Here is a 21,105-nt window from a genome sequence, read left to right as displayed (position 1 = left end):
GCCTTTGACAGGTGAGTCAACAGGTGTCAATCTCGCAACCTGTTAGAAAGGTGATTCGGGCGACTGTCCCACCTCGAAGGAGCAGCGAACATGGCAGATCAGCCGAAACGACGCACCGACGGCGCACCGGTGGGGCGGCGCGCGCTGCTGGGGATGCTGGGCGCGGGTGCGGCGGGACTCGCCGCCGCACCCTACCTCCAGCGCGGCTGGGAGAACCTCCGCGCCGCCGCCTCCCGGATCGACTCCACCGGAATCACCGGGCTGCTGCCCGATCCGGGCGGTTTCCGGTACTACAGCATCGTCGGGTCGGTGCCGCACAAGGACGAGAGCAACTACGCGCTGAAGATCAGCGGCCTGGTCGACCGGCCCAAGACCTACACCCTGTCCGAGCTGCGAGCGCTTCCGCAGACGCGGGTCGTCCGCGACGTGCTGTGCACCGACGGATGGCGCGTGGACGACACCCCCTTCCAGGGGGTGAAGCTGGCCGATCTCCTTGACGCCGCCGGTGTGCGCGACATGGGCGCGGCGGTTCGGTTCACGTGCTTCGACGGCGCTTACACCGAAAGTCTCACCTTGGAGCAGGCCCGCCGCTCGGACGTTCTGGTTGCGCTGAACATGCAGGACAAGCCGATCACCCATGAACACGGTGGCCCGGTCCGCCTGTATGTGGCGCCGATGTACTTCTACAAGTCGGCCAAGTGGCTGTCCGGTATCGAGGTCACCGAGAAGGTGGTCCCCGGTTTCTGGGAGGAGCGCGGCTATGCGGTCGACGGCTGGCTCGACGGCGCGGACCGGAACAATGACGGCGCCTGAGCGGGACGGCCGCATCCGGCGGTTCGGCCGCTCCCAGCGGCTGGTCCACCGGTCAACCGGATGGCTGATGCTGCTCTGCCTGGTCACCGCGGCCTGCCTGTACCTGGGCCCCGTGGCCCAACTCGTCGGCCGGCGTCATCTCGTGGTCACCGTCCACGAGTGGTCCGGCATCCTGCTGCCGGCGCCCTTCCTGCTGGGGCTGCTGTCCGCCGAGTTCCGTGCCGACCTGCGCCGCCTGAACCGCTTCGCGGAGTACGACAGGCAGTGGCTGCGGGCCGCCCGCAGGCGTCTGCCATCGCCGCAGGACCGTCCGGCCGGCAAGTTCAACGCGGGGCAGAAGCTCTACGCGGGATGGATCGCCGGTGCCGTGCTGGTGATGATGTCCACCGGCCTGCTGATGTGGTTCGTGGGGTTGCTGCCCTTCATCTCCCGTACCAGCGCGATCTTCGTGCACGACGTGCTGGCCTGGGTGATCACCGTTGTCCTGATCGGTCATATACGCAAGGCGTACGCGGACCCGGAGGCGCGACTGGGCATGCGGACCGGCTACGTCAGCCGGTCCTGGGCCGACCGGAACCACTCCCGCTGGCTGCCGAAAAGCGGTCGACACGTCGGCTGAGGAGAGCACCGTCGCGTCGGCGCGTCCACGAAGCCACCGGCGCTTCAGGGCGGGCACGGGCGCCCGGACCGCCGGTCTCCCGAAGGCGCCGTTGCCGTGTGCCTGGGGGCCGGCGGACGTGACGGACGATCTCGAGCTCATCACCTCTGAGGCGGTGATCAACGCCCTCGTCCACGCAGGCAGCGGCGTCGACGTCCGGATCAGGTTCCTGGGGGATCGGGTCGTCCGGAGATGCGGAACGAGGACACCGCCCCGCCCGCCCCCACGCCCTGCTCCCTGTCGTAGGAGGACAGCACTTCCCGTCGTAGGAGGGCAGCCGCCAGGCGGAGCACGGGCGCGGCAAGACCGTCTGGCTCGAAGTGGACGTCTCCGGGTGGTGGACCGTCGAATGACCTAACCCGTCCGGAAGACACATGTCAGCTGGACCGCGGTTCGAGTGGGGTCCGTACACACCCCGCGCCGCACACGACGGAAACACTGACCGTCAACTGACTGATGTGCCGGGGCGTCATGTGAGGCCAATGTAAGCACTGACGATCCGTGCGGCTCCGGGTGCGCCCGGTCCACTGATCCTCATCCCGTAACCTGCTTGACTGGTGATGCAATTCGTGTCAGTTTCTTCTCGCACACACCGTGCGGGAATCGCCGGTGCATGTGTCACCGCTTCGGACAGGTATCTACTTCTGATAGGAAAGCCATGAGACGACGACTGCTGACCGCCGTCGCAGCCGGGGTGCCGCTGGCCGCTGCGGTGTACCTGCCGACCGCCTCGGCGGACACCGGGAGCTCCGCCTCCCAACCGCGCACCTGCTCGACCGTCACCGTGCAGGCCCCCGCGGGCACCGAGGTGGAGAGCGTGGTGTCGGTCGACCGTCCGGCCGGGGCCGTCGATGTGCCCGAGATCCCGCCCCTCCCCGCCTCGCAGGTCACTGGCGTGCCGGCCTACTGCGACGTGACGGTGACGCTGACCCACCCGGGCGAGGGAGACCACGCCAAGGTGAAGGTCTGGCTGCCCCAGAACGGCTGGAACGGCCGCCTGCAGACGATCGGCGGCAGCGCCTTCGCCGCCGGCGACTACGGCACCGGCCTGGCGGACGCCGTCAAGAACGGCTACGCCGCCGCCACCACCGACGCCGGCGTCAAGTCCTACCTCGACACCAGCTGGGCCCTGGACACCGAGGGGCGGGTCAACACCTCGCTGCTGAAGAACTTCGCCTCCCGGTCCGAGCACGAGGCGGCGGTTGTCGCCAAGCAGGTCATCGGCGGCTACTACGGCAGGGCGGCCTCCTACTCGTACTTCAACGGCTGCTCCACAGGTGGCCGTCAGGGCTATGCGGAGGCCCAGCGCCACCCCGACGACTACGACGGCATCCTCGCCAACGCGCCCGCCATCAGCTGGGACGAGTTCGAGGTCGCCACCCTGTGGCCGCAGGTGGTCATGAACAACGAGAAGACCTACCCGACAGGGTGTGAGTTCGACGCCTTCAACGCCGCCGCGGTCAAGGCGTGCGACTCGCTCGACGGCGTCAAGGACGGCCTGGTCGAGAACCCGGCCCGCTGCGACTTCGACCTCCGTCGGCTGATCGGCACCAGCCTTGAGTGCGAGGGCAAGCAGGTGACCATCACCGCGGCCGACGCGGCCGTGGTCCGCAAGATCTGGGACGGCCCGCGCACCACGTCGGGCAAGAAGCTGTGGTCCGGCGTCCCGATCGGCGCCGACCTGAAGTTCCCGAACCTGGCGGGCACCCAGCGGGACGCGGACGGCAACCTCAAGGGCGCCCCGTTCCCCGTCCCCGCCGTCTGGGTCGCCTCCTGGCTCGAGAAGCAGCCCGCGTTCGACGTCTCGACGATCACCTACAGCCGGTTCACCCAGCTGTTCCGGCAGTCCCAGGCCGAGTACGACAAGATCATCGGCACCGACGACCCGGACCTGTCCGCCTTCCGCAGGTCCGGCGGCAAGCTGCTGACCTGGCACGGTCAGCAGGACCAGCTCATCCCCACCCAGGGCACGGTGTCCTACCGCGAGCAGGTCGAGCGGAAGATGGGCGGCACCAAGCGGGTCGACGACTTCTACCGTCTCTTCCTCGCGCCGGGCACGGCCCACTGCGGCCTCAACGGGCAGACCGACGACCTCGGCGCCCTGCGCGCCTGGGTCGAGCACGGCAAGGCGCCCAGGACGCTGACCGCCACGCTGACGAACACCTCCGGCGCGCAGGTCACCCGCGACCTGTGCGCCTACCCGAAGGTGTCCCGCTACAAGGGCCACGGTGACCCGGCCGCCGCCGGCAGCTTCCGCTGCGTGCCCCCGTCCCGGCACTGACCTGCCGACACATCCCCAGCGACTGAGAAAGGCCGACGGTCATGAGCACCAACACCACGACACCCGGTACGCCGACCGCGACCGGTGAGCGTTCCTCCCTGCTGAAGCTGTACCTGTCCCGGGGCGTCCTGGCCGTGGTGTGGGCCGTGGCGTTCGCCGGAGCCCACAAGGACGTCGACGCCGTGGCGATCACCCTGCTGGTCGTCTACCCGCTGATCGACGCGGTGTCCTCGCTCCTCGACCTGCGGACCGCGCCGGACGGACCGGAGCGCCGGGTGACGCTGTTCAACGGCGTTCTGAGCACCGTCGCCGCGATCGCCGTGGGCATCGCGGGCGCCGGCGGCGAGCAGCCAGTGCTGCACGTGTTCGGCGCCTGGGCCGTGGTCTCCGGCGCGGCCCAGGTGGCGGTCGGCATCCGGCGGCGCGGTCCCGAGCTGGGCAAGCAGTGGCCGATGCTGGTCGCGGGCGGCCTGTCCGTCCTCGTCGGCGTCTTCTACAACATCCAGGCCGCGGGCGACGATCCGTCGCTCGACGTGCTGTCCGTCTACGCCACCGGCGGCGGCGTGTTCTTCATCGTCCAGGCCCTCTTGCTGGGCTGGAAGTCCCGCCAGCTTCGGACCCGGACCGTCTGAGCACCCCGCGCGTCACGTCCTCGGCCCGCCCCTGAAGGGGCGGGCCGAGGACGTCTTCATGGGCGGTTGCTGCGGTCGGGTCATACGTTCCTCCCGATCCGTGGACTCGGGCGTCCCGGCGTACCCGGCACGGGGCGCCCGGCCCGGCCGTGCGTCCTGCGGTCCGCAGACCGGCACGGAAAGCGGGGTGGAACGGTCGTCCCCGCCTGACGCTGCACGCGAGGGCGACCGCCCGTTCCCGCCACCGTTGACCAGCCAATCAACGCCCGGCGGCGGGAGCCTCCACTGGATACAACGGGACGCGGCACCGGCGGGGTTCACGGCCCGACGGGAATACGTGATCGCGGCGGCCGATGTGTGCCCTGGCGTGTCCCACCGCCGCGCCCGGTGCGGAACGTGGGCTGCTTGATTTTCCGGCACCCCCGCCCTCGCCGACCGTGCAGTGCGGATGACGAACGGCCCTTTCGCCGCGGGCGCATCCGAGCCGCCCGTCGACCCCACCCGGCTCCGCCGGGACGTAGAGGCCCTCGCAGGAGGACCGCGGAGCCGGAGCAGGGAGCCACGGGCGATGCGGCGGGCCGAGGCATACGTGTGTGACCAACTGGCCGCAGTGGACCGGCGGATGGAGCGCCGGGCGTTCGACCTGCGCTGCCGGATCGGATCGACCGCCCGCCCGTCGCGCACTCGCTCTCGGATCGCGGCTGCATCGTCGGCCGAGGGAGCCAACCTGATCGCCTCGCTGCCCGGCTTCGGCGACGGGCCGGCGTTGCTGGTCGGCGCCCACCTGGACAGTGTCGACGGCAGTCCGGGAACGGACGACGACGCCTCAGGGGTCGCGGTGGTGCTGGAGACGGCACGGCTGCTGTCCCGGCCGCCCGTCGCGTCGCCCGTCTTCCTGGCCCTTTTCACCATGGGGGCGCTCGGCCTCATCGGCGCCCGCCACGACGCTCGCGAGCTGAGCCACACCCGCCGGCTCCGCGGGACGATCTGCCCATCTGGGCCGCAGCGACCACGCGCCGTTCTGGAACCGCCGGGCCCCCGCGCTGATGCTCTCGGACACCGCGCCGTAATCCGCACGACCACCGGCCGACCGACGTGCGGGCCACACCGGACTTCCACCGTCCGGCCGCGGTGGCCACGGCCACCGCCAGGACCGCCGTCTCCCGGCCCGGATGACGACTGGTCCGGATGACGACGAACCGTCAGTCGGACGGCACTTCGCCGCCGCTCAGCAGGCCGACGGCGACCGCGTCCCAGTCCACGCCGTCCAGCTCGTACCCGGCCGGGACGAGCCGGTAGGTGTGCTCCAGCCATTCGGCCAGCGGCGGAACCGGAAGTTCGAACAGGGCTTTCAGGCCATGGGAGTTGAGCTGCAGCCAGGCCGTCGACCGCTCGTCCAGGTGCGTGGGCCACACCTGGACGTCACCGAGGCCGCCGAGGGAGAACAGGCCCTGGTGGAGCAGGTCGCGGCCCAGCAGCCAAGTGACGCGCGGGCCGCCCGCGACGATGAACGTTGTGGTCACCATGAGGGGATGAGCGGGGTCGAACCGGAATTCGGCTCGCAGGGACTGCTGGGCGTACACGTTCAGCAGCCGTCGGACGTCCAGGAAGAGCGGGGGAAGGCCGTGCGCTGCTGTCCGAGGTGCCCGTATACCCGGGTCGTTGCCGCTCATGACAGGTGTTCCTTCCACGTGGCGGAGGCTGGTGCCACCACTGTCGTCCACAGGGCAATTCGGCACATCAGTCACTTGACGGTGCGGTGACGTGCGCTTTACCCGGCTCCATGCGTCGGCCGCCCGGGGAGGCCGCGGCGATGGCACGGGCGGAACGCGGCGCGGCGCCCGGGTCGGCGAGACCGCGCCCGGCGAACGGCCCTGCGGTACCGGGACATCAGATCATCCGACGGTTCCTGCCGAGCGGCGCCCACGATTCCTGAGAGGGCGCCGGGAGCCTGCGCAGGCCGTCATTGCCCGGCCCCACGAATTCGGGTGCGGGACGACCCTGGCGTGCCTGGCGTCATCGGTCACACAGGTGATGACGTCGCTGTGTGGCACTCCGTTCCCCTGCCGGAGTGCCACACAGCCGCGTCGGAGCGGAGTCCGTGCCGCCGGCGGGGCGGTCGACCGGGACGGCCCCGGTCACCTGCGGCATACGGCGCCCCGGTGCGGATGGGGCTCCTTGTGGCCGGTGACATTAAGTCATTCGACTGTTCCCCCGGCGGGCACGGGTGGACGACTCTGGACCTTGCCACCCCATCCACACGCCCGTGCCGGGTGCCCGCCAACGCCCGCGGAGGGACCGTGCCGTGAACCGAACTCCCGTCGTCCTCATCCATGGCGCCTGGCTGCACGCGCTGTCCTGGCAGTCGTGGATCGACCGCTTCACCAGCCGGGGCTTCGACGTCGTCGCTCCAGGGTGGCCGGGCGAGCCTCTCACCGTCGGGGAGGCGCGTCGTCCTTCCGCGACCATGCGGCGCGTCGGGCTCGACGTGCTCACGGATCACTACGCGCGCGTCGTGCGGTCCTTCGACACTCCGCCCGTGATCATCGGCCACTCGGTCGGCGGGCTCGTCGCCCAACACCTCCTGGGCACCGGACTGGGCCGGGCCGCGGTCGCCATCGCTCCGGCACCGATCGCGGGAGCCCCCTGGGCGCCGGCGCTCACCGAGCGGGTCGTGCACTCCTCGCCGGCCGACTCCCCGGAGGAGCGAGCGCCGACCGTGTCGCTGAGCGCCGAGCAGTTCCGCGAGTACTTCGCCAACACCGTTCCGGAGGAGGAGTCCTCGTGTCTGTTCAGGCACTACGTCATCCCCTCCTCGCGCCGCCTGCTGTCCGACCTGGGGCTGGCGGACGGCGGCTGCCACCCCCGGCGGACGGTGGACACCGGCAACACGCGGCGAGGTCCCCTGCTGCTCATCTCCGGGCAGGAGGACCGCATGGTGCCCGACAGCGTCACGCGCGCCGTGTACAAGCTGTACGGGGACTCGACGGCGACCAGCGACCTGAAGCAGTTCCCCGACCGCGCGCACTCCCTGACCATCGACAGTGGCTGGCGGACGATCGCCGACCACGTCCTGCTCTGGCTCGCGCTGCAGGACATCCATGGGACCGAGCTGTCGTGACGGACGGCGGATGGCCGGAGAGGGGCCGGGCCACCGGCCCCGCCCCTCCCGCGAGCACTCGACTCATGGCACGGGCCGCACCGGATCGCGGCCCGGGAGGGAACGACATGCGCAGCAGCAACCCGGCTTTCTCCCGACGGCGTTTCCGCCGCGGCGACGGCTCGGCCGGGTCCGCCGTCCGGCAGCCCCAGCCGACGGCTGTCGGTGCGGCTCCGGGCGCCGACCCGTTCGGCGCGGCACCCGCCAACCCCTACGTCACCAACCCCTTCGCCGAGCCCGCAGCCTGGGACTCCAAGGCCGACGCACGCACCGCTGGTACCGCGATGACCATCGACGACGTCGTGGTCCGCACCGCCGCCACACTCGGCACGGTCGTCCTCACCGCCGTACTCACCGCCGTACTGTCCTGGGTTCTGCTGCCCGTCGACAGCACCGGCATCGCCAGTTCCTACGGCATCGCTGTCGGCGCCGCCCTGGTGGCGTTCGCCCTCTCGATGATCCAGGCGTTCCGCCGCACACCCTCCCCGGCGCTGATCCTGGGGTATGCGGCCTTCGAGGGTGTCTTCCTCGGCGTCGTCTCCAGCGCCACTTCGACCTGGATCTCGCCGGGTGTCGTCGTCCAGGCGGTCCTGGGCACCATGGCGGTCTCCGCGGGTGTGCTCATCGCCTACAAGCGGCGCTGGATACGTGTCACCCAGCGGTTCTTCGGGTTCGTGACGGCCGCGGCGACCGGCTTCCTGCTGCTGGTGGCGGACGCGCTCTTCTCGGCCTTCGGAGCCGACGACGGCCTGGGCTTCAGCAGCGGTGGCCTCGGCGTCCTGTTCGGTGTCATCGGTATCGCGCTCGGCGCGGCCTTCCTGGCGCTGGACTTCAAGCAGGTCGAGGACGGCATCGCCTACGGCGCCCCCCGCGAGGACTCCTGGTTCGCCGCCTTCGGTCTCGTGACCACTCTGGTGTGGATCTACCTGGAGGCCCTCCGGGTACTGTCGATCCTTCAGAGCGACGATTGACACCTACCGGCCGTTCCCCGAGGGGAACGGCGGATCCCGCCGGGGCATCGGCAGACACGGCGGGCGAGAACGGTAGACGTCATCGCTCCCAGGCACGTGTGCGAGTATCGAAGACACCGGCCCCGGGAACGATGGGGCGGAAAGGGCGGGGCGGGCCATGACCAGGGTGCTGGAGGATGTCGAGCGCGCCGAGGACACGGCGCTGACCCGGGCAGCCCAGCGGGGCGATGTGACCGCGCTGGGGCTGCTGCTGGAGCGCCACCGTCCCGGTATGCGGGCGGTGGCGCTGAGCCTGCTGGGTCCAGGCCCCGACGTGGACGACGTGATGCAGGACGCCGCGCTGGTGGCGCTGCGCCGTATCGGTGACGTCCGCGACCCGGCTGCCGTGGGGGCCTGGCTGCGGATGGTGGTGCGCAACGGCAGCCGGACGGTGCTGCGCGCGGCGCGCCGGACCGAGCCGCTGGCGGAAGTGCCGCTGCCGCCGGCGCTGACCACCCCCGAGCACGTACTGGACAAGCACGCCCTGCGCGACTGGATCTGGGAGGCTGTCGAGGAGTTGTCCCCGGCGCTGCGGCTCCCCGTCGTGCTGCGCTACTTCTCCACGGGCGTCACCTCCTACCAGCAGATCGCCGAGGCGTGCGGGATACCCGTGGGCACGGTCCGCAGCCGGCTCAACCAGGCCCGTGCGGGTCTGGCCAGGGCCCTTGAGGCCACCGCGGCCGGTGCGCACGAGGACGTCCGGCGGCGGACCGAGGAGGGATGGCTGGAGGTGCACGAGACCCTGGCCGCCGCGGAACGCGGGGAGTACGACAAGGTGGTCGCCGACCGCTACACGCCCGAAGTGACCCTGCTGAGCGCCGGCCGGCGACTCGGCGGGAGCGGGCTGCTGGTGGCGGGCATGGAGGGCGACCTGTCCGCCGGCGTTCGCCAGCATCCCGCCAACGTGATCGCCGGCCGCTCGCTCGTGGTCTGGGAGATGGACCTCGCCAACCCGCCGGACGCGCCGGACCACTGCCCTCCGGGAGTGGCATGGATCATGACCCTGGAAGGGGGGCGGATCGATCGGGTGAGTCTCTACCACACCCCCCGTCCTGCCTCGACCGTTCAGGCGACGGCCTGACCACGCGCTTCAGCCTGCTCCGCTGAACCGTTCGGGCCGCCACACACGTGTCACACGTGTGTGATTGTGACAGGTCGTTGGCATGGCCCCACTTCGACATTGGAAGTGGGGCCACTGGGGTGAGAGGGGCCCGGGCGAGAGGCGCCGACCTGGCTCCGACAAGTTGTTCTGGCCCCACTCCGTGGGTTGCCTGGCAGTGATGGAGGGCCCGGACGGTGGTGTGAACGACATCGGATGCGGATCGTACGGCGGGCCCCGACAGGCTTGACGGACCAGAGGATCTGGACCCGTGTCCGATCCGGGACCGTCGGATTCTCCGAGCCACGGTGGACGACGAGGACGGGCATCGGCTCGACCCGTCGGAGAGCGGGCGGGCTTGGCATGGCCGAGGTGAGCGCCCCATCGGGGGTACCGGCCTCGGTGTGCCGGCTTGTTGGCGGAACTGCCAGGAGTGGATCGACTACAGGTCGGCTATGAGAAGCCGATATCCGACGTCAAGGGTCTCTCGATCAAGCAGATCGGCGTGGCGCTCCCTCCAGCGACCGGAGACCAGGTCGTCGGACAATCGAGCCAAACCGGCATGGAGGGCTTTCTCCCCGACCAAAGCCAGGTTGGACATCCCTGCCCGTACCGCTGGATCGAGATATGCCTCAGGCCGTCGCCAGTACACAGCAGCGAACCCATCCGTGCAGTCGTGCGGGATCGGGACGATCCCGATATGGGCACCTCCCAACAGCCCGGCCAGTCGGTCGATCGCGACGGCGCGCGCTTCGTCGAACGCGGCCGCCTCGGGCAAGTATTCATCGAGCAGCCAGAACTTTCGGCTGACGTCCTGGTCCCAGGTGAAGATCGCAATGCGCTGCCGCGCAATCCGCCGCAGTTCCCTGACACCGGCCTCAAGATCGGCCCAATGGTGCACAGTCAGGACTGCCATCACCGCGTCGGCGGAGTCGTCTGCGATCGGTATGGACTCCGCCGATGCCTGCAATGCCGGCGCTGAACCCGTCGGCCGCTGGGCGATCATCGTCGCACTGGGCTCCACGGCAAGCAGCGTTTGCGGCGGTTCGTAGGAGCCGGTGCCGGCTCCCACATTGATCACTGTGGCAGCGTTGCCGAGGGCTGCATGGATCCGAGCGGCAATCCGAGGATCCGGCCGTCTCGCATTGCTGTAACTCGCACCGATGGTGTCGTAAGTCGTCACAGCGGACAGTGTGTCGCTCACGAAAGCTCTCAGCCGGCCTGTCGGTGGCCAGTGCGAAGGTGCCCGGACAGCCACGGGAGGAGATCATGCAGGCACCTGCGACATCGGACCCTTCGACAACGACACCGCCGCCGACTTCGGCGGTGACTTGGATTCGTATCCGTTGAAGAACGCGAGTCCGTGATCCGCAGCGTGCTCAAACGCGCGCCGCCAACTCGGCCGACGAACTGGACGCCGTGTACGCCGAACGAGCCGTGGCCGCGGTGGCCATATTTGTCGCACAGCACCCTGACGGTGAACCGACGTGTCCAACCTTGCGGCCCCTCGAAACCGATCCCAGAGCTCCCCGCAGGCCTCCGAACGCTCTCAGTCGATGCTCTGGACCGGGTCGTCGCCGAAACGTCTGAACTCGCCGACCGCTGCGGCAGATGACCGAGGACGAGCCGCCCTTCCCCATGGTGCCCAACGACCGACGAGATGAAAGAGCCCGGCTGGGACGTAGCCCGGCCGGGCTTCTTGGCATGCGGACCGGTCCTACCGGGGTGGGACCGCCGCGTGAGTCAGTGGCGGTGCGCCAGAGCCAGCTTGACGGCCGTGGCCATCGCACTCTCGCCCCGGGTGTTGGGATGCAGCGGAGCCGCCGGGCTCTGCGGGGCGAAGGTCTCGATCCACCGCTCGCCGGCGGGCGCGCACAGGTCGTGCCCGACCGTCGGGGCGTAGGTGTTCACGTACTTCGCACCACCGAGCCGGGCCTGGCGGGCGAGCATGGAGTTCAGCTCCTTCTCCTTGTCCCGCAGGTAGGCGAAGTCGCCCGCGGCCAGCGGCACGGAGGCGCTGGTGCAGCCGACTCCGTCCTCGGGGAAGATGTCCGGGTACCCGACCAGCACGACCCTCGCGTGCGGCGCGCGGTGGTGGATGCCGCGGATCACCGCGGCGACCTTCGGCGCGGTCGCGGCGATCGACTCCGTCACCCGGTCGGTACCCGAGCCGGTGAGGTGGTCGCGGCACGGGGCGCCGGCCGGGTCGGTCGCCGACAGCTTCGCGCAGGTGCCCATCACCGTGGTGAAGCCGATGTCGTTGCCACCGATGGTGAGGGTCACCAGATCGGTGTGCCGGTTCACCGCGTCCAGCTGCGGCGCCGCCGTTCCCTGCGGGGTGGTCATGTCGGCGGTGGTCGCCCCGGAGCAGGTGACGTCCGTCAGCGTCGTCGCCGCCGAGGAACGCGCCACCAGCGAGGGGTAGTTGTTGCTGCTGCGCTGGCAGTCGGCGTCGATCTGGTCCGGGACCAGGGGCGCGGAGGCGTAGGAGTCGCCGAGGGCGACGTAGTCCACGCGGTGCGGGTGGTGTGCGGTCGTGCTCGCCATTGCCGGGTGGGCCGTGGCCAGGGCGGCGACGCCACTGATCAGGGCGGCACCCATCGCCAGGGCGCGCTTCGCGCCGGAGGTGGGAAGGCGTCTCATCAAGATCTTTCCTCTCGTAGTCGATCCCCGGCCCCAATCGGAAGGGAGCTGGTTCCGCGGTCCGGTTCCGGCGCGCCGACAGGGCGCTGAATACCGGGCACACGGGCGCAGTCGGGGACCCCACTTGTTGCACGTGTCCCGTCCCGTCCGGGGATCGGCGGCCCGGATAACGAATCGGTTGCTGTGTGGTTCGTCGTCGAATGACTTCAGCCCTGAGGGGTGCACGGCATTCGGCCGCCCTCCGCCGACCGTCAAGTGACTGATGTGAGGCGGCCGGTACATCGGCGAGAGTGTGTCCCGTACGCACACGTGTATGCCCTGCCAAAATCACTGGCTTGATAGGTGACGTCAAGTCTGGCAAGCTAGTCACCATTCAAATGGGTGACGGCACGCAGGGTGCTTACCGATTCACTGACGAAAGGATTTGTTGTCGTGTTGAACAACAAGGGAGCAGGCAAGCGGCGGGTGCTGACCGGGGCCGCGGCGGCCGTCGTCGCGGGGGCCGCGTTCGGGGGCTTCGCCCTGGCCGGCACAGCCGGCGCCGACGCCGTCGCCAAGGGCGGCAAGCACGAGCCCAAGCCCACCGTCGTGCTGGAGCACGGCGCGTTCGCGGACTCCTCCAGCTGGAACGGCGTGATCTCCCGGCTGCGCGACGACGGCTACCCCGTCGTCGCCGCCGCGAACCCGCTGCGCGGTCCCCACAACGACGCCACCGCCCTGCGCGGCCTGCTCGACCACATCAAGGGCCCGAAGATCCTCGTCGGCCACTCGTACGGCGGTTCCGTGATCAGCGAGGCCGCCGCGAACGACCCCGACGTCAAGGCCCTCGTCTACGTGGCGGCATTCCTGCCCGCACCCGGCGAGACCGCGCTGGAGCTGACCAACAAGTACCCCGGCTCCACCCTCCCCGACGCCCTCGACCCGGTCCCCGTCACCAACCCCGACGGCACCCAGGGCACCGACCTCTACATCCAGCAGGACAAGTTCCGCCACCAGTTCGCCGCGGACGTCCCGCGCAACAAGGCCGCCCTCGCTGCCGCGGGCCAGCGTCCCATCGCCCAGGCCGCGCTGGAGGAGAAGGCCACCGTGGCCGCCTGGAGGACCATCCCCAGCTGGGACATCGTCACCACCCAGGACCTGAACATCCCGGCCGCCGCGCAGCGCTTCATGGCCGAGCGGGCCAACGCCCACATCACCGAGGTCGCCGCCTCCCACTCCGTCGCCGTCTCCCACCCCGGCGTCGTCACCCGCGTCGTCGAGGAAGCCGCGCGCGCCTCCCGATAGCGAACCGGCGCCACCCGACAGCGAACATATCGAAAGCGAGAGCACGGCCATGGACCTGAGACTCGAAGTCGTCGTCATCCCCGTCTCCGACGTCGACAAGGCCAAAGGCTTCTACGTCGACACGCTCGGCTTCCGCGCCGACGCCGACTACCCCATCGACGACGGTTACCGGATCGTGCAGGTCACGCCCCCCGGTTCCGCCTGCTCGGTCATCTTCGGCGAGGGCCTGACCACCGCCCCTGCGGGTTCGGCCCAGGGGCTGCACCTGATCGTGACCGACATCGAGCAGGCGGTCGGGGAACTGACCGCGCGCGGTGTCGACGTCGACGGCCCGTTCCACGATGCCACCGGTGCCTTCCACCATGCGGGCCGGACCGACCGGGTTCCGGGACTCCAGCCGGAGCGCGCCAGCTACGGCTCCTTCGCCTCGTTCGCCGACCCCGACGGCAACGAGTGGTTCCTGCAAGAGGTCACCGAACGCGCGCCCGGCCGCTGACGACGAGCACAGCGACACCCGGAGGGCGGCCGCCACAGCAGCCATCCCGGCCGCTTCGTGCGCGCGCCCCTTGCCCCGGCATCCCGGCCCCACCCCACACAGGTCGTAACTACCGTCCAAGGGCGTCCAGCCGATCCACGACAGGTGGGTAATGCCAGTTCAAGGCCTCCCAGTCCGGGGGAGTCCGCACAGTTGGTGAGACTTGTGTGAGAGCGCGCAAGACGACGAAGCCCTGCCGGAGTGCTCCGGCGGGGCTCTTCGGTATCTGACGGAACAACGGACTCATGGGTGCGTCCGCGGCCTTCATCTACTCCACAGAGGTCCACTTGCTCCTGACGTGGCCCCGTTGCTCAGCGTGACTTCTACGCAGCACGCCTGGGGGTTGCCGAACTCACCGTCGCTGTGCGGTGGTGTCCGCCAGTGCACAGCGCGCGGTGTCCCGTGCCAGACGTTCGCAGCAGGCCGGCCGAGCTGCTGTCGACGCCGGGGCTGCGACAGTCGCGTATGTGACATGTCCACTCGGCGTGCATATATCCCTCTTACGCACATGTGTGTACTGCACTTCGGACATGACCGAGTCGATACCTCCGCGCAGGTCACCCGAGGATGAGGCCCTGCCCGATGTGGTGCCGGACCTCGTGGTGAGCGACCTGGTGACCGCTTTCGCCATCGGTGATCTGGCCGGCTGTGTGTGCCACGTACATGTGCCCGCGTGAACCCGCGCCCGATCACCCCGTAAGGTGTCTGTTGCGTGTCACGACACGTCGGTGACCAAATGCTTATGCTGAGGGGCATGCTCGGCCGAGGTTCTCCAGCTAGCCTCGACGACATTGACGGCGACAGTCCGAGGACGAACATGCAGCTGCACTTGCACCACCCCCTGGAGCCCGACAGCGCGCCTCGGTTCGCAGCTGCCATCGTCGAGGCCGCGGCCGACATCAGTGGTGTCGAGCTGGACTACAGTCCCGCCAGCATCGATCTGGTGGAGGACATCGTCGACGGCTTCCGGACCGACGGTGCCACCAGCGAGGAGATGGCCGAATCACTCGTCGCCTTCGGCTGTTACGTCGGCGAGATCCTGACCCGTTACGCCGGTGGGACCTGGCGCCACACAGCGGACGCCTTCCCCCTCGTCGTCCAGTTGCCCGACGCGCGGGAGTGCTGTCCCATCGACTGGGTCTTCCGCAGACTCGAAGCCGGTGCCGATGTCAGCATCCGCGAACTGTGCACGGCGGCCCTTCCGTCGGGCACGCCCGAGGCGGACGGCTCCCGCGGCTGAGACCCCGGCCACAGCCGCGTCCGGACGCGCAGGTGTCGCGCACCACACCGGACGACTCCGTACGGTCCGGCAGCGGTCCGCCGGTGCGAGCCCGTGCGGGCGATGGCCCCGATCCCGGACGGGTGCGACTCCGGGCCGCTCGCAGACCTTCGCCGACCGGACCGGACGCCGCTGGCCGCGTACGTCAGACGCGGTCGTCCCGCAGAGCTTCGGCCAGTTGCGTCCGCGCGGACACACCGAGCCGGAAGAAGACGCGGTAGAGACGGGTCCCGACGGTCCGGGGCGGGAGACCGAGCTCCTCGCCGATCTGACGGTTGGACAGTCCACGGCCGGCGAGTTCGGCGATCCGCCGTTCCTGCGGACTGAGCAGGTCACCGGCACCTCGCGGCCGCAACGCGTCCGGGGTACCGCCTACTGCCCGTTTCCCGGGCACCGGTGACTTCGTGTCCGGCTCCCGCGGTCCGCGGTCACGCCCCACGAGCCCGGCCGCTCCCGGCCGCTGCCGGGGGATTGGGGTGACGAGCGGCGGTACGTGGCGATCGGTTCCTCCGGTCACGAGAAGAGTGACCTCGGTCCGAGCATTCATGGGCGACCCCGTTCCAGTACGTCGAACGGTCCCGCCGGATGAGTGGGAACGCTCTCTTGCCTGGTGGCCATCCCACCTGACAGGTGTCGGCAGAACCAGGCAGTTCGCAGGCAGCTTCCCCGCCGGGCGGCAGGTCTCAGGAGGGCGTACCGGAATCGTCGGACGAAGTGGCACGGGACCGCACCGCCGCTCCGAGCAGGTTGTTGTAGGTATGTCTGAGGAGCTTTCCCGACGCGTAGCCGCTGCCGGGCTGCGGGCAGCGGCTGCAGGTGGCGACGTGCGTCTCGTACGTGACACGGGCTTGTTCGAGCCCTTGGCGCCCTCTTCGACGGAGGACGGACGGCTCCTCGGCGCAGTCACCGACCTCCGGCTCGGCCGGCTTCGTCGACTGCCCTGAGGGGGCGGCCGGATCGGGCTGACCCAGCGCCGCGGGCTCCGAGGGGCATGCGGACCTCGAACGGCACCGGCCTGCAGCCGGACACGTGCGCAAGCACACCCAGCCAGAAGTGGAGCACGCGTACCCCGTGACACGTACCCCGTGACACATCCCCCCATCGTCCCGCCCGAAACACTCCGTCCTGCCACGACCGCGCAGGTGACGGCCGTACTGCCGGGAGGAGCCCACGGACCCAACACATGTGTCGGACCGGGTTTGCGACGCCGGACGGCCGAGCAGGTCTCCGGAGCCGTCGGTGACACAGGAGGTCACCGGACTCTCCCCGAACCCGTGAGGCACTGTGAGAAGACGTCTCAGATACCGCTCCGTTCCGGCCCTGGCGTGTGTCGCTGTCCTCGCCCTGCCGGCTCCGCTCGCCACCGCCGCCGAAGCGCCCGTAGCCCCGTCCGCCGCGGCGCCCGCCATGGCGCGGGCGACGGCGGACGCTCCGGCCGTACAGCGTGTGCCGCCCGGTACCCACACCATCACGCTGATCACCGGTGACGTCGTCACCACCCGGCAGTCCGCCGGGGCCGGCTCGTCCGGTGGGACGGTCCTGGTCACCGGCCCCGACGGCGGACCGGCCGAGGCCCACGTCACCGAGGCGGGCGGCGACCTGTACGTGTACCCGGACACCGCCCTGCCCTACGTCGCTCAAGGCACCCTTGACCGGCGGCTGTTCGACATCAGCGGCCTGGTCGCCGCCGGGTACGACGACGCCGGCCGCGACCGGCTGCCGCTGATCGTCTCCTACCGCTCCGGTTCCGCCGGACCGCGGCGGAGCGCGCCGCCGGCCGGCACCACGCGCTTCAGGGACCTCGACAGCCTGCACGGCACCGTCCTCGCCCAGGACCGCGCGCGGGCCGCCGACTTCTGGGCCGCTGTCACCGGACCGTCCGGTTCCCGAGCCGCCCCGGGCCGGGAGGAAGGCGTCTTCGGCCGGGGCATCGCCCACATCTGGCTGGACGGGAAGGTGACGGCGGACCTCGCCGACACCACCGCACAGATCGGCGCCCCTGAGGTCTGGGCGGGCGGCGACACCGGCGAAGGCGTCGACGTCGCCGTCCTGGACACGGGGGCGGACACCGGACATCCCGACCTCAAGGACCGGATAGCTGCAGCCAGGAGCTTCGTACCGGACGAGGACGTCGAGGACCGCAACGGGCACGGCACCCATGTCGCCTCGACTGTTGCCGGGACGGGCGCGGCCTCCGGCGGCAAGGAGCGCGGGGTCGCGCCCGGGGCCTCGCTGCACATCGGCAAGGTGCTCACGGACGAGGGCTGGGGCCAGGATTCCTGGATCGTCGCCGGCATGGAGTGGGCTGCCCGCGACCAGCACGCCAAGGTCGTGAACCTGAGTCTGAGTACGTCGACACCGTCCGACGGGACCGATCCGCTGAGCGAGGCGGTGAACCGGCTCAGCGCCGAGACGAGCACCCTGTTCGTGACGGCCGCGGGCAACACCGGGACCCCCGACAGCATCGGCGGTCCCGGTGCCGCGGACGCGGCGCTGACCGTGGGCGCGGTCGACGCGACGGACTCCGTAGCGTACTTCTCCAGTCAGGGGCCGCGCGTGGGTGACGGCGCACTGAAGCCGGAGATCACCGCGCCCGGCGTCGACGTGCTCGCCGCACGCTCGCGGTACGCGCCCGAGGGTACGGGCGGCTACCAGACGCTCAGCGGCACCTCCATGGCAGCCCCGCACGTCACCGGCGCTGCCGCCCTTCTGGCCCGCGCCCACCCGGAGCTGTCCGGTGGTCAGCTGAAGGACCTGATCACCAGCACTTCCGTACCGACCCCGCGGTACGACGCCTTCCAGGGCGGCAGCGGGCGCCTGGACGCGGCGGCGGCCGTACGGGCGACCATGTTCGCGTCGGCGACGGCATACGCGGGACGGATCCCGGGAGGCGGTTCGGGCAGCGCGGTCCGGCGTCCGGTGACGTACACCAACACCACGGCCGCGCCGGTCACGCTCACTTTGTCGGTGGCGGCGCCGAACGCCCCCGCCGGGCTGTTCGACCTGTCGGCGGACCGGGTGGTCGTGCCCGCGCACGGCAGCGCAGGTGTCACGGTCACCATTGACGCCGCGCGGGCACCAGGCAACGGTCGCTACAGCGGGCAGATCCTCGCGGCCGACCCCACGGGCCGGCCCGTCGCGCACACCGCCGTCTCACTCGGCGACGTGGCGCACAAGCTGAAGCTGGTACTCAGGGATGCCCACGGCGACCCCATGCCGGGCGTCGTCCAGGTCCTGAAGTCGGGCGAGTACGACCCGATGTTCTTCGTCGTCGACCAGTCGGGCACCGCGGAGGCGTTTCTGCCGGACGAGATGTACTCGGTGCTGGCCTTCAAGGCCGTCCAGGGCGTTCACGGCTCGCGTTCCCTGGGCATGGCGCTGCTCGGCGACCCCGAGGTGTCCCTGGACCGCGACACCACCGTCACGCTGGACGCGGCGAAGACACGCCGGATCGACATGACGACACCCCGGCGGTCCGAGACCACCTACCAGCGGCTGGAGTACAACCGGTCGATGGGGGGCGCGGTCTGGCGCGACTTCCTGGAGACCCAGACCGCATATGACAGCCTGTGGGCGCAGCCCACCACCGAACCGGTGCGGCACGGCGACTTCCACCTGGCCGCGCGGTGGCGCAAGGAGGAGCCCGCCCTCAGCGTCTCCACCGTCTCCACCGACTTCACGGACGTGCTGCGCCAGGCGGCCGTGACCCCGCTGCCCGCCGGCCGCCGGACTTTGCACGTGGTCTTGGCGGGTGACGGGGCGACCGCGGACTACGCGGGGCTCGACGCGCGCGGCAAGGCGGTCGTCGTGCGCCGCACCGACGAGGTCGGCGACAACGAGCAGGCGCGGGCCGCCGCGGCGGCCGGAGCGCGGCTGCTGCTGGTCGTCAACGACCAGCCGGGGCGGCAGCTCCGCGACTACGGCAGCGACCCGTTCACCCCGGCCCCGCTCGACGTCGCCCTGCTGAGCCCGGACGAGGGAGAGAAGCTGACCGACCAGGTACGGCGCGGCCGGAACACCCTCACGGTCACCTCCGTGCCCGCCAGCCCGTACGTGTACGACCTGATGCAGACCTGGCACAACGAGATCCCCGCCGACATGGTCGTCCGGGGCGGCCCGCACAATCTGGCCCGGATCGACGTGTCCTTCGACAGCCCGGACCCGACGCGTGGCGGCGGCGAGTACCGCTTCGACTGGCCCTCGTACTCCGACTGGGGCATCGGGACGACGATGCGCGAACCGGTGAACGGTCACCGCACCGACTGGGTCTCCACGACCGGCGACAACCGTTGGGGCCAGGAGGCGTACGTCGACAACCTGCTGTACGAGATCGAGCCCAGACGCGTCTACCGGGCGGGCAGCCGGCAGACGCAGGAGTGGTTCAGGCCGGTCGCACGTCCCTACCTCAACGACAACTACAAGTCGCCGAGCCGGACCGGCGACCGGCTGAGCGCCGACATACCGGGCTGGGGCGGCGGCGACCACGTCGGCATGTCCATGGACTACGAGCGGACCAGCCAGACCCTCACGCTGTTCCAGGCTTCCACCGTCCTCGGCCGGGGCACCACGACCGTTGTCGCGGGTGACGCGCCCTCGGCGGGGTCGCTGCCCTACCGGCTGGTCGTGGAGAACAGTCGGGACGCCACCGTCAGCCCCTACAGCCCCAGCGTTCGCACAGAGTGGTCCTTCACTTCGAAGGCCCCGGCCGCGGACACTCACGCGGTGCTGCCGCTGCTGCAACTCGACTACGTGATCGCGACGGACGGCGTGGGCCGGACGAGCAGGCACGCCGGCCTGGCGGTCACCGCGCGGCACCTGCCCGGGGCTACGGGCGCGGGCCGCGTCGACCGGCTCGCCGTCGAGGTGTCGTACGACGACGGACACCGTTGGCAGCGGCTGCGGGAGCGCGTTCGTGGGCGCTTCGTGCTGGACGCGCCGCGCGGTGCCGCTTACGTCTCGCTGCGGGTCGGCGCCGGTGACACGGCGGGCAACACGGTGACACAGACGGTATCCCGCGCCGTCGGGCTGCGTTGACGCCCTGTCAACGGGGGCCGGAGCGGTTGTCGACATTCAGCCCCGCACGCTCGCGATCAGTGCACGGCCGGTCGCGAGCGTGGCCCGGCGCTTCAGCTCCTGCTCGGTATTGCGGACGTTCTTCTCGGCGACCTCCTGCTCGGTGCGGACGGCCTCCTCGTCTCGGTGAAGTCGCCGCGGTAAAGGCGCAGTTCGCGGCTGCCGAGTTCGGCGATGCGTTCCATGCCGTCGAGCAGCGCGCGGTCGTGGCTGCCCCAGGAGCAGGCAGCCGGTGAAGTCCCCGAGCACGTCATAGAGCTTGTGCCGCGCGTCGAGGCCGAGAGAGACGACTTGGCCGCCGCTGTGCGTGCCGAGGTTGCGCTACAGCGGGGGCACGATGAAGGACAGGTCGTGGAAGACCGGGGTGGCGTCGGGCCACGCGAAGGAGAGGTTCGAGCAGACGACGGTGGCGTCGGACATGACATCGGCCGGACGGTGCCGGTCGACCCCACCGTCGTACGGCCCACCAGTACGAGATCGCCGGCACGACTCGACCTCACGGCAGTGGCGTCGGCATCAAGAACACATGTGTCATCAGTGGGCGTTTGATGTTGGTTCGCGTCGAACGTTTCGACATGCTTTGCCGCATATATCGCTAACGCGCACGGTCCGAAATGCCTGGAAGCTCCTTACCGGCA

Annotated in this window: 18 protein-coding genes and 1 pseudogene; 14 read left to right on the top strand and 5 right to left on the bottom strand. The window is 70.3% G+C overall.

Going from position 1 to position 21,105, the window contains the following annotated elements:
* The first annotated feature begins 90 nt into the window (after positions 1 to 90).
* The 5 genes from IEZ15_RS39390 to IEZ15_RS39370 all read left to right on the top strand — a co-directional run bounded on the left by IEZ15_RS39390 (position 91) and on the right by IEZ15_RS39370 (position 5,576).
* Positions 91 to 813, top strand: coding sequence for a molybdopterin-dependent oxidoreductase (locus IEZ15_RS39390; protein ID WP_189281814.1), 723 nt, complete (start codon positions 91 to 93; stop codon positions 811 to 813).
* Positions 761 to 1,432 (top strand): cytochrome b/b6 domain-containing protein, encoded by a 672-nt coding sequence (locus tag IEZ15_RS39385; protein WP_189281813.1) that lies wholly within the window; start codon positions 761 to 763, stop codon positions 1,430 to 1,432. Before IEZ15_RS39390 ends, IEZ15_RS39385 begins: the two co-directional genes overlap by 53 nt.
* A 697-nt stretch (positions 1,433 to 2,129) precedes the next feature.
* A complete protein-coding gene (locus tag IEZ15_RS39380) occupies positions 2,130 to 3,752 on the top strand; it encodes a tannase/feruloyl esterase family alpha/beta hydrolase (protein WP_189281812.1) in 1,623 nt (540 codons plus the stop codon).
* A 41-nt stretch (positions 3,753 to 3,793) separates the two neighbouring features.
* Positions 3,794 to 4,384 carry a DUF308 domain-containing protein gene (locus IEZ15_RS39375; RefSeq protein WP_189281811.1) on the top strand — a complete coding sequence of 197 codons (591 nt, stop codon included), beginning with the start codon at positions 3,794 to 3,796 and terminating at the stop codon, positions 4,382 to 4,384.
* Positions 4,385 to 4,952: 568 nt separating this feature from the next.
* On the top strand, positions 4,953 to 5,576 hold the full coding sequence (locus IEZ15_RS39370; RefSeq protein ID WP_229846435.1) for a M28 family peptidase: 624 nt from the start codon (positions 4,953 to 4,955) through the stop codon (positions 5,574 to 5,576).
* 10 nt (positions 5,577 to 5,586) lie between these two features.
* On the opposite strand, the gene IEZ15_RS39365 is transcribed toward IEZ15_RS39370, so the two are convergent.
* Complete coding sequence (locus IEZ15_RS39365) at positions 5,587 to 6,057, bottom strand: SsgA family sporulation/cell division regulator (RefSeq protein ID WP_189281809.1); 471 nt, start codon at positions 6,055 to 6,057, stop codon at positions 5,587 to 5,589.
* Between the two features lie 632 nt (positions 6,058 to 6,689).
* Between IEZ15_RS39365 and IEZ15_RS39360 the strand changes: the two genes are divergently transcribed.
* From IEZ15_RS39360 to IEZ15_RS39350, 3 genes are all read left to right on the top strand, one after another.
* Positions 6,690 to 7,505, top strand: coding sequence for an alpha/beta hydrolase (locus IEZ15_RS39360; protein WP_189281808.1), 816 nt, complete (start codon positions 6,690 to 6,692; stop codon positions 7,503 to 7,505).
* A 107-nt stretch (positions 7,506 to 7,612) separates the two neighbouring features.
* Positions 7,613 to 8,515: a Bax inhibitor-1/YccA family protein gene (locus IEZ15_RS39355; RefSeq protein ID WP_189281807.1), complete on the top strand. Its 903-nt coding sequence runs from the start codon at positions 7,613 to 7,615 to the stop codon at positions 8,513 to 8,515.
* A 157-nt stretch (positions 8,516 to 8,672) separates the two neighbouring features.
* Positions 8,673 to 9,635, top strand: coding sequence for an RNA polymerase sigma factor (locus tag IEZ15_RS39350; protein ID WP_189281806.1), 963 nt, complete (start codon positions 8,673 to 8,675; stop codon positions 9,633 to 9,635).
* A 460-nt stretch (positions 9,636 to 10,095) separates the two neighbouring features.
* Here IEZ15_RS39350 and IEZ15_RS39345 read toward each other — a convergent pair whose 3' ends face one another.
* Positions 10,096 to 10,836 carry a class I SAM-dependent methyltransferase gene (locus IEZ15_RS39345; protein ID WP_189281805.1) on the bottom strand — a complete coding sequence of 247 codons (741 nt, stop codon included), beginning with the start codon at positions 10,834 to 10,836 and terminating at the stop codon, positions 10,096 to 10,098.
* Between the two features lie 10 nt (positions 10,837 to 10,846).
* Here IEZ15_RS39345 and IEZ15_RS47455 point away from each other — a divergent pair, with 10 nt between their 5' ends.
* Positions 10,847 to 11,020: a DUF4259 domain-containing protein gene (locus IEZ15_RS47455; protein WP_189281804.1), complete on the top strand. Its 174-nt coding sequence runs from the start codon at positions 10,847 to 10,849 to the stop codon at positions 11,018 to 11,020.
* A 376-nt stretch (positions 11,021 to 11,396) separates the two neighbouring features.
* On the opposite strand, the gene IEZ15_RS39335 is transcribed toward IEZ15_RS47455, so the two are convergent.
* Positions 11,397 to 12,296: an SGNH/GDSL hydrolase family protein gene (locus tag IEZ15_RS39335; protein ID WP_229846434.1), complete on the bottom strand. Its 900-nt coding sequence runs from the start codon at positions 12,294 to 12,296 to the stop codon at positions 11,397 to 11,399.
* A 435-nt stretch (positions 12,297 to 12,731) separates the two neighbouring features.
* Between IEZ15_RS39335 and IEZ15_RS39330 the strand changes: the two genes are divergently transcribed.
* The 4 genes from IEZ15_RS39330 to IEZ15_RS39315 all read left to right on the top strand — a co-directional run bounded on the left by IEZ15_RS39330 (position 12,732) and on the right by IEZ15_RS39315 (position 15,355).
* Complete coding sequence (locus tag IEZ15_RS39330; protein WP_373302727.1) at positions 12,732 to 13,580, top strand: alpha/beta fold hydrolase; 849 nt, start codon at positions 12,732 to 12,734, stop codon at positions 13,578 to 13,580.
* Positions 13,581 to 13,629: 49 nt separating this feature from the next.
* Positions 13,630 to 14,076 carry a VOC family protein gene (locus tag IEZ15_RS39325; RefSeq protein WP_189281802.1) on the top strand — a complete coding sequence of 149 codons (447 nt, stop codon included), beginning with the start codon at positions 13,630 to 13,632 and terminating at the stop codon, positions 14,074 to 14,076.
* A 569-nt stretch (positions 14,077 to 14,645) separates the two neighbouring features.
* A complete protein-coding gene (locus IEZ15_RS39320) occupies positions 14,646 to 14,792 on the top strand; it encodes a hypothetical protein (RefSeq protein WP_189281801.1) in 147 nt (48 codons plus the stop codon).
* A 140-nt stretch (positions 14,793 to 14,932) separates the two neighbouring features.
* Positions 14,933 to 15,355 carry a hypothetical protein gene (locus IEZ15_RS39315; protein WP_189281800.1) on the top strand — a complete coding sequence of 141 codons (423 nt, stop codon included), beginning with the start codon at positions 14,933 to 14,935 and terminating at the stop codon, positions 15,353 to 15,355.
* A gap of 184 nt (positions 15,356 to 15,539) precedes the next feature.
* Here IEZ15_RS39315 and IEZ15_RS45820 read toward each other — a convergent pair whose 3' ends face one another.
* On the bottom strand, positions 15,540 to 15,788 hold the full coding sequence (locus tag IEZ15_RS45820) for a helix-turn-helix domain-containing protein (RefSeq protein WP_308427492.1): 249 nt from the start codon (positions 15,786 to 15,788) through the stop codon (positions 15,540 to 15,542).
* Between the two features lie 890 nt (positions 15,789 to 16,678).
* On the opposite strand from IEZ15_RS45820, the gene IEZ15_RS39305 reads away from it, so the two are divergent.
* Positions 16,679 to 20,428, top strand: a complete 3,750-nt coding sequence (locus IEZ15_RS39305) for a S8 family peptidase (protein WP_308427491.1) — start codon at positions 16,679 to 16,681, stop codon at positions 20,426 to 20,428.
* A gap of 87 nt (positions 20,429 to 20,515) precedes the next feature.
* On the opposite strand, the pseudogene IEZ15_RS39300 reads toward IEZ15_RS39305, so the two are convergent.
* Positions 20,516 to 20,788: pseudogene (locus tag IEZ15_RS39300) on the bottom strand (ABC transporter ATP-binding protein); the annotation flags it as partial.
* Between the last annotated feature and the right edge of the window lie 317 nt (positions 20,789 to 21,105).

The sequence above is a fragment of the Streptomyces atratus genome (assembly GCF_014648655.1).
Lineage (GTDB): Bacteria > Actinomycetota > Actinomycetes > Streptomycetales > Streptomycetaceae > Streptomyces > Streptomyces atratus.
This window is presented reverse-complemented; position numbering and strand designations above follow the sequence as displayed.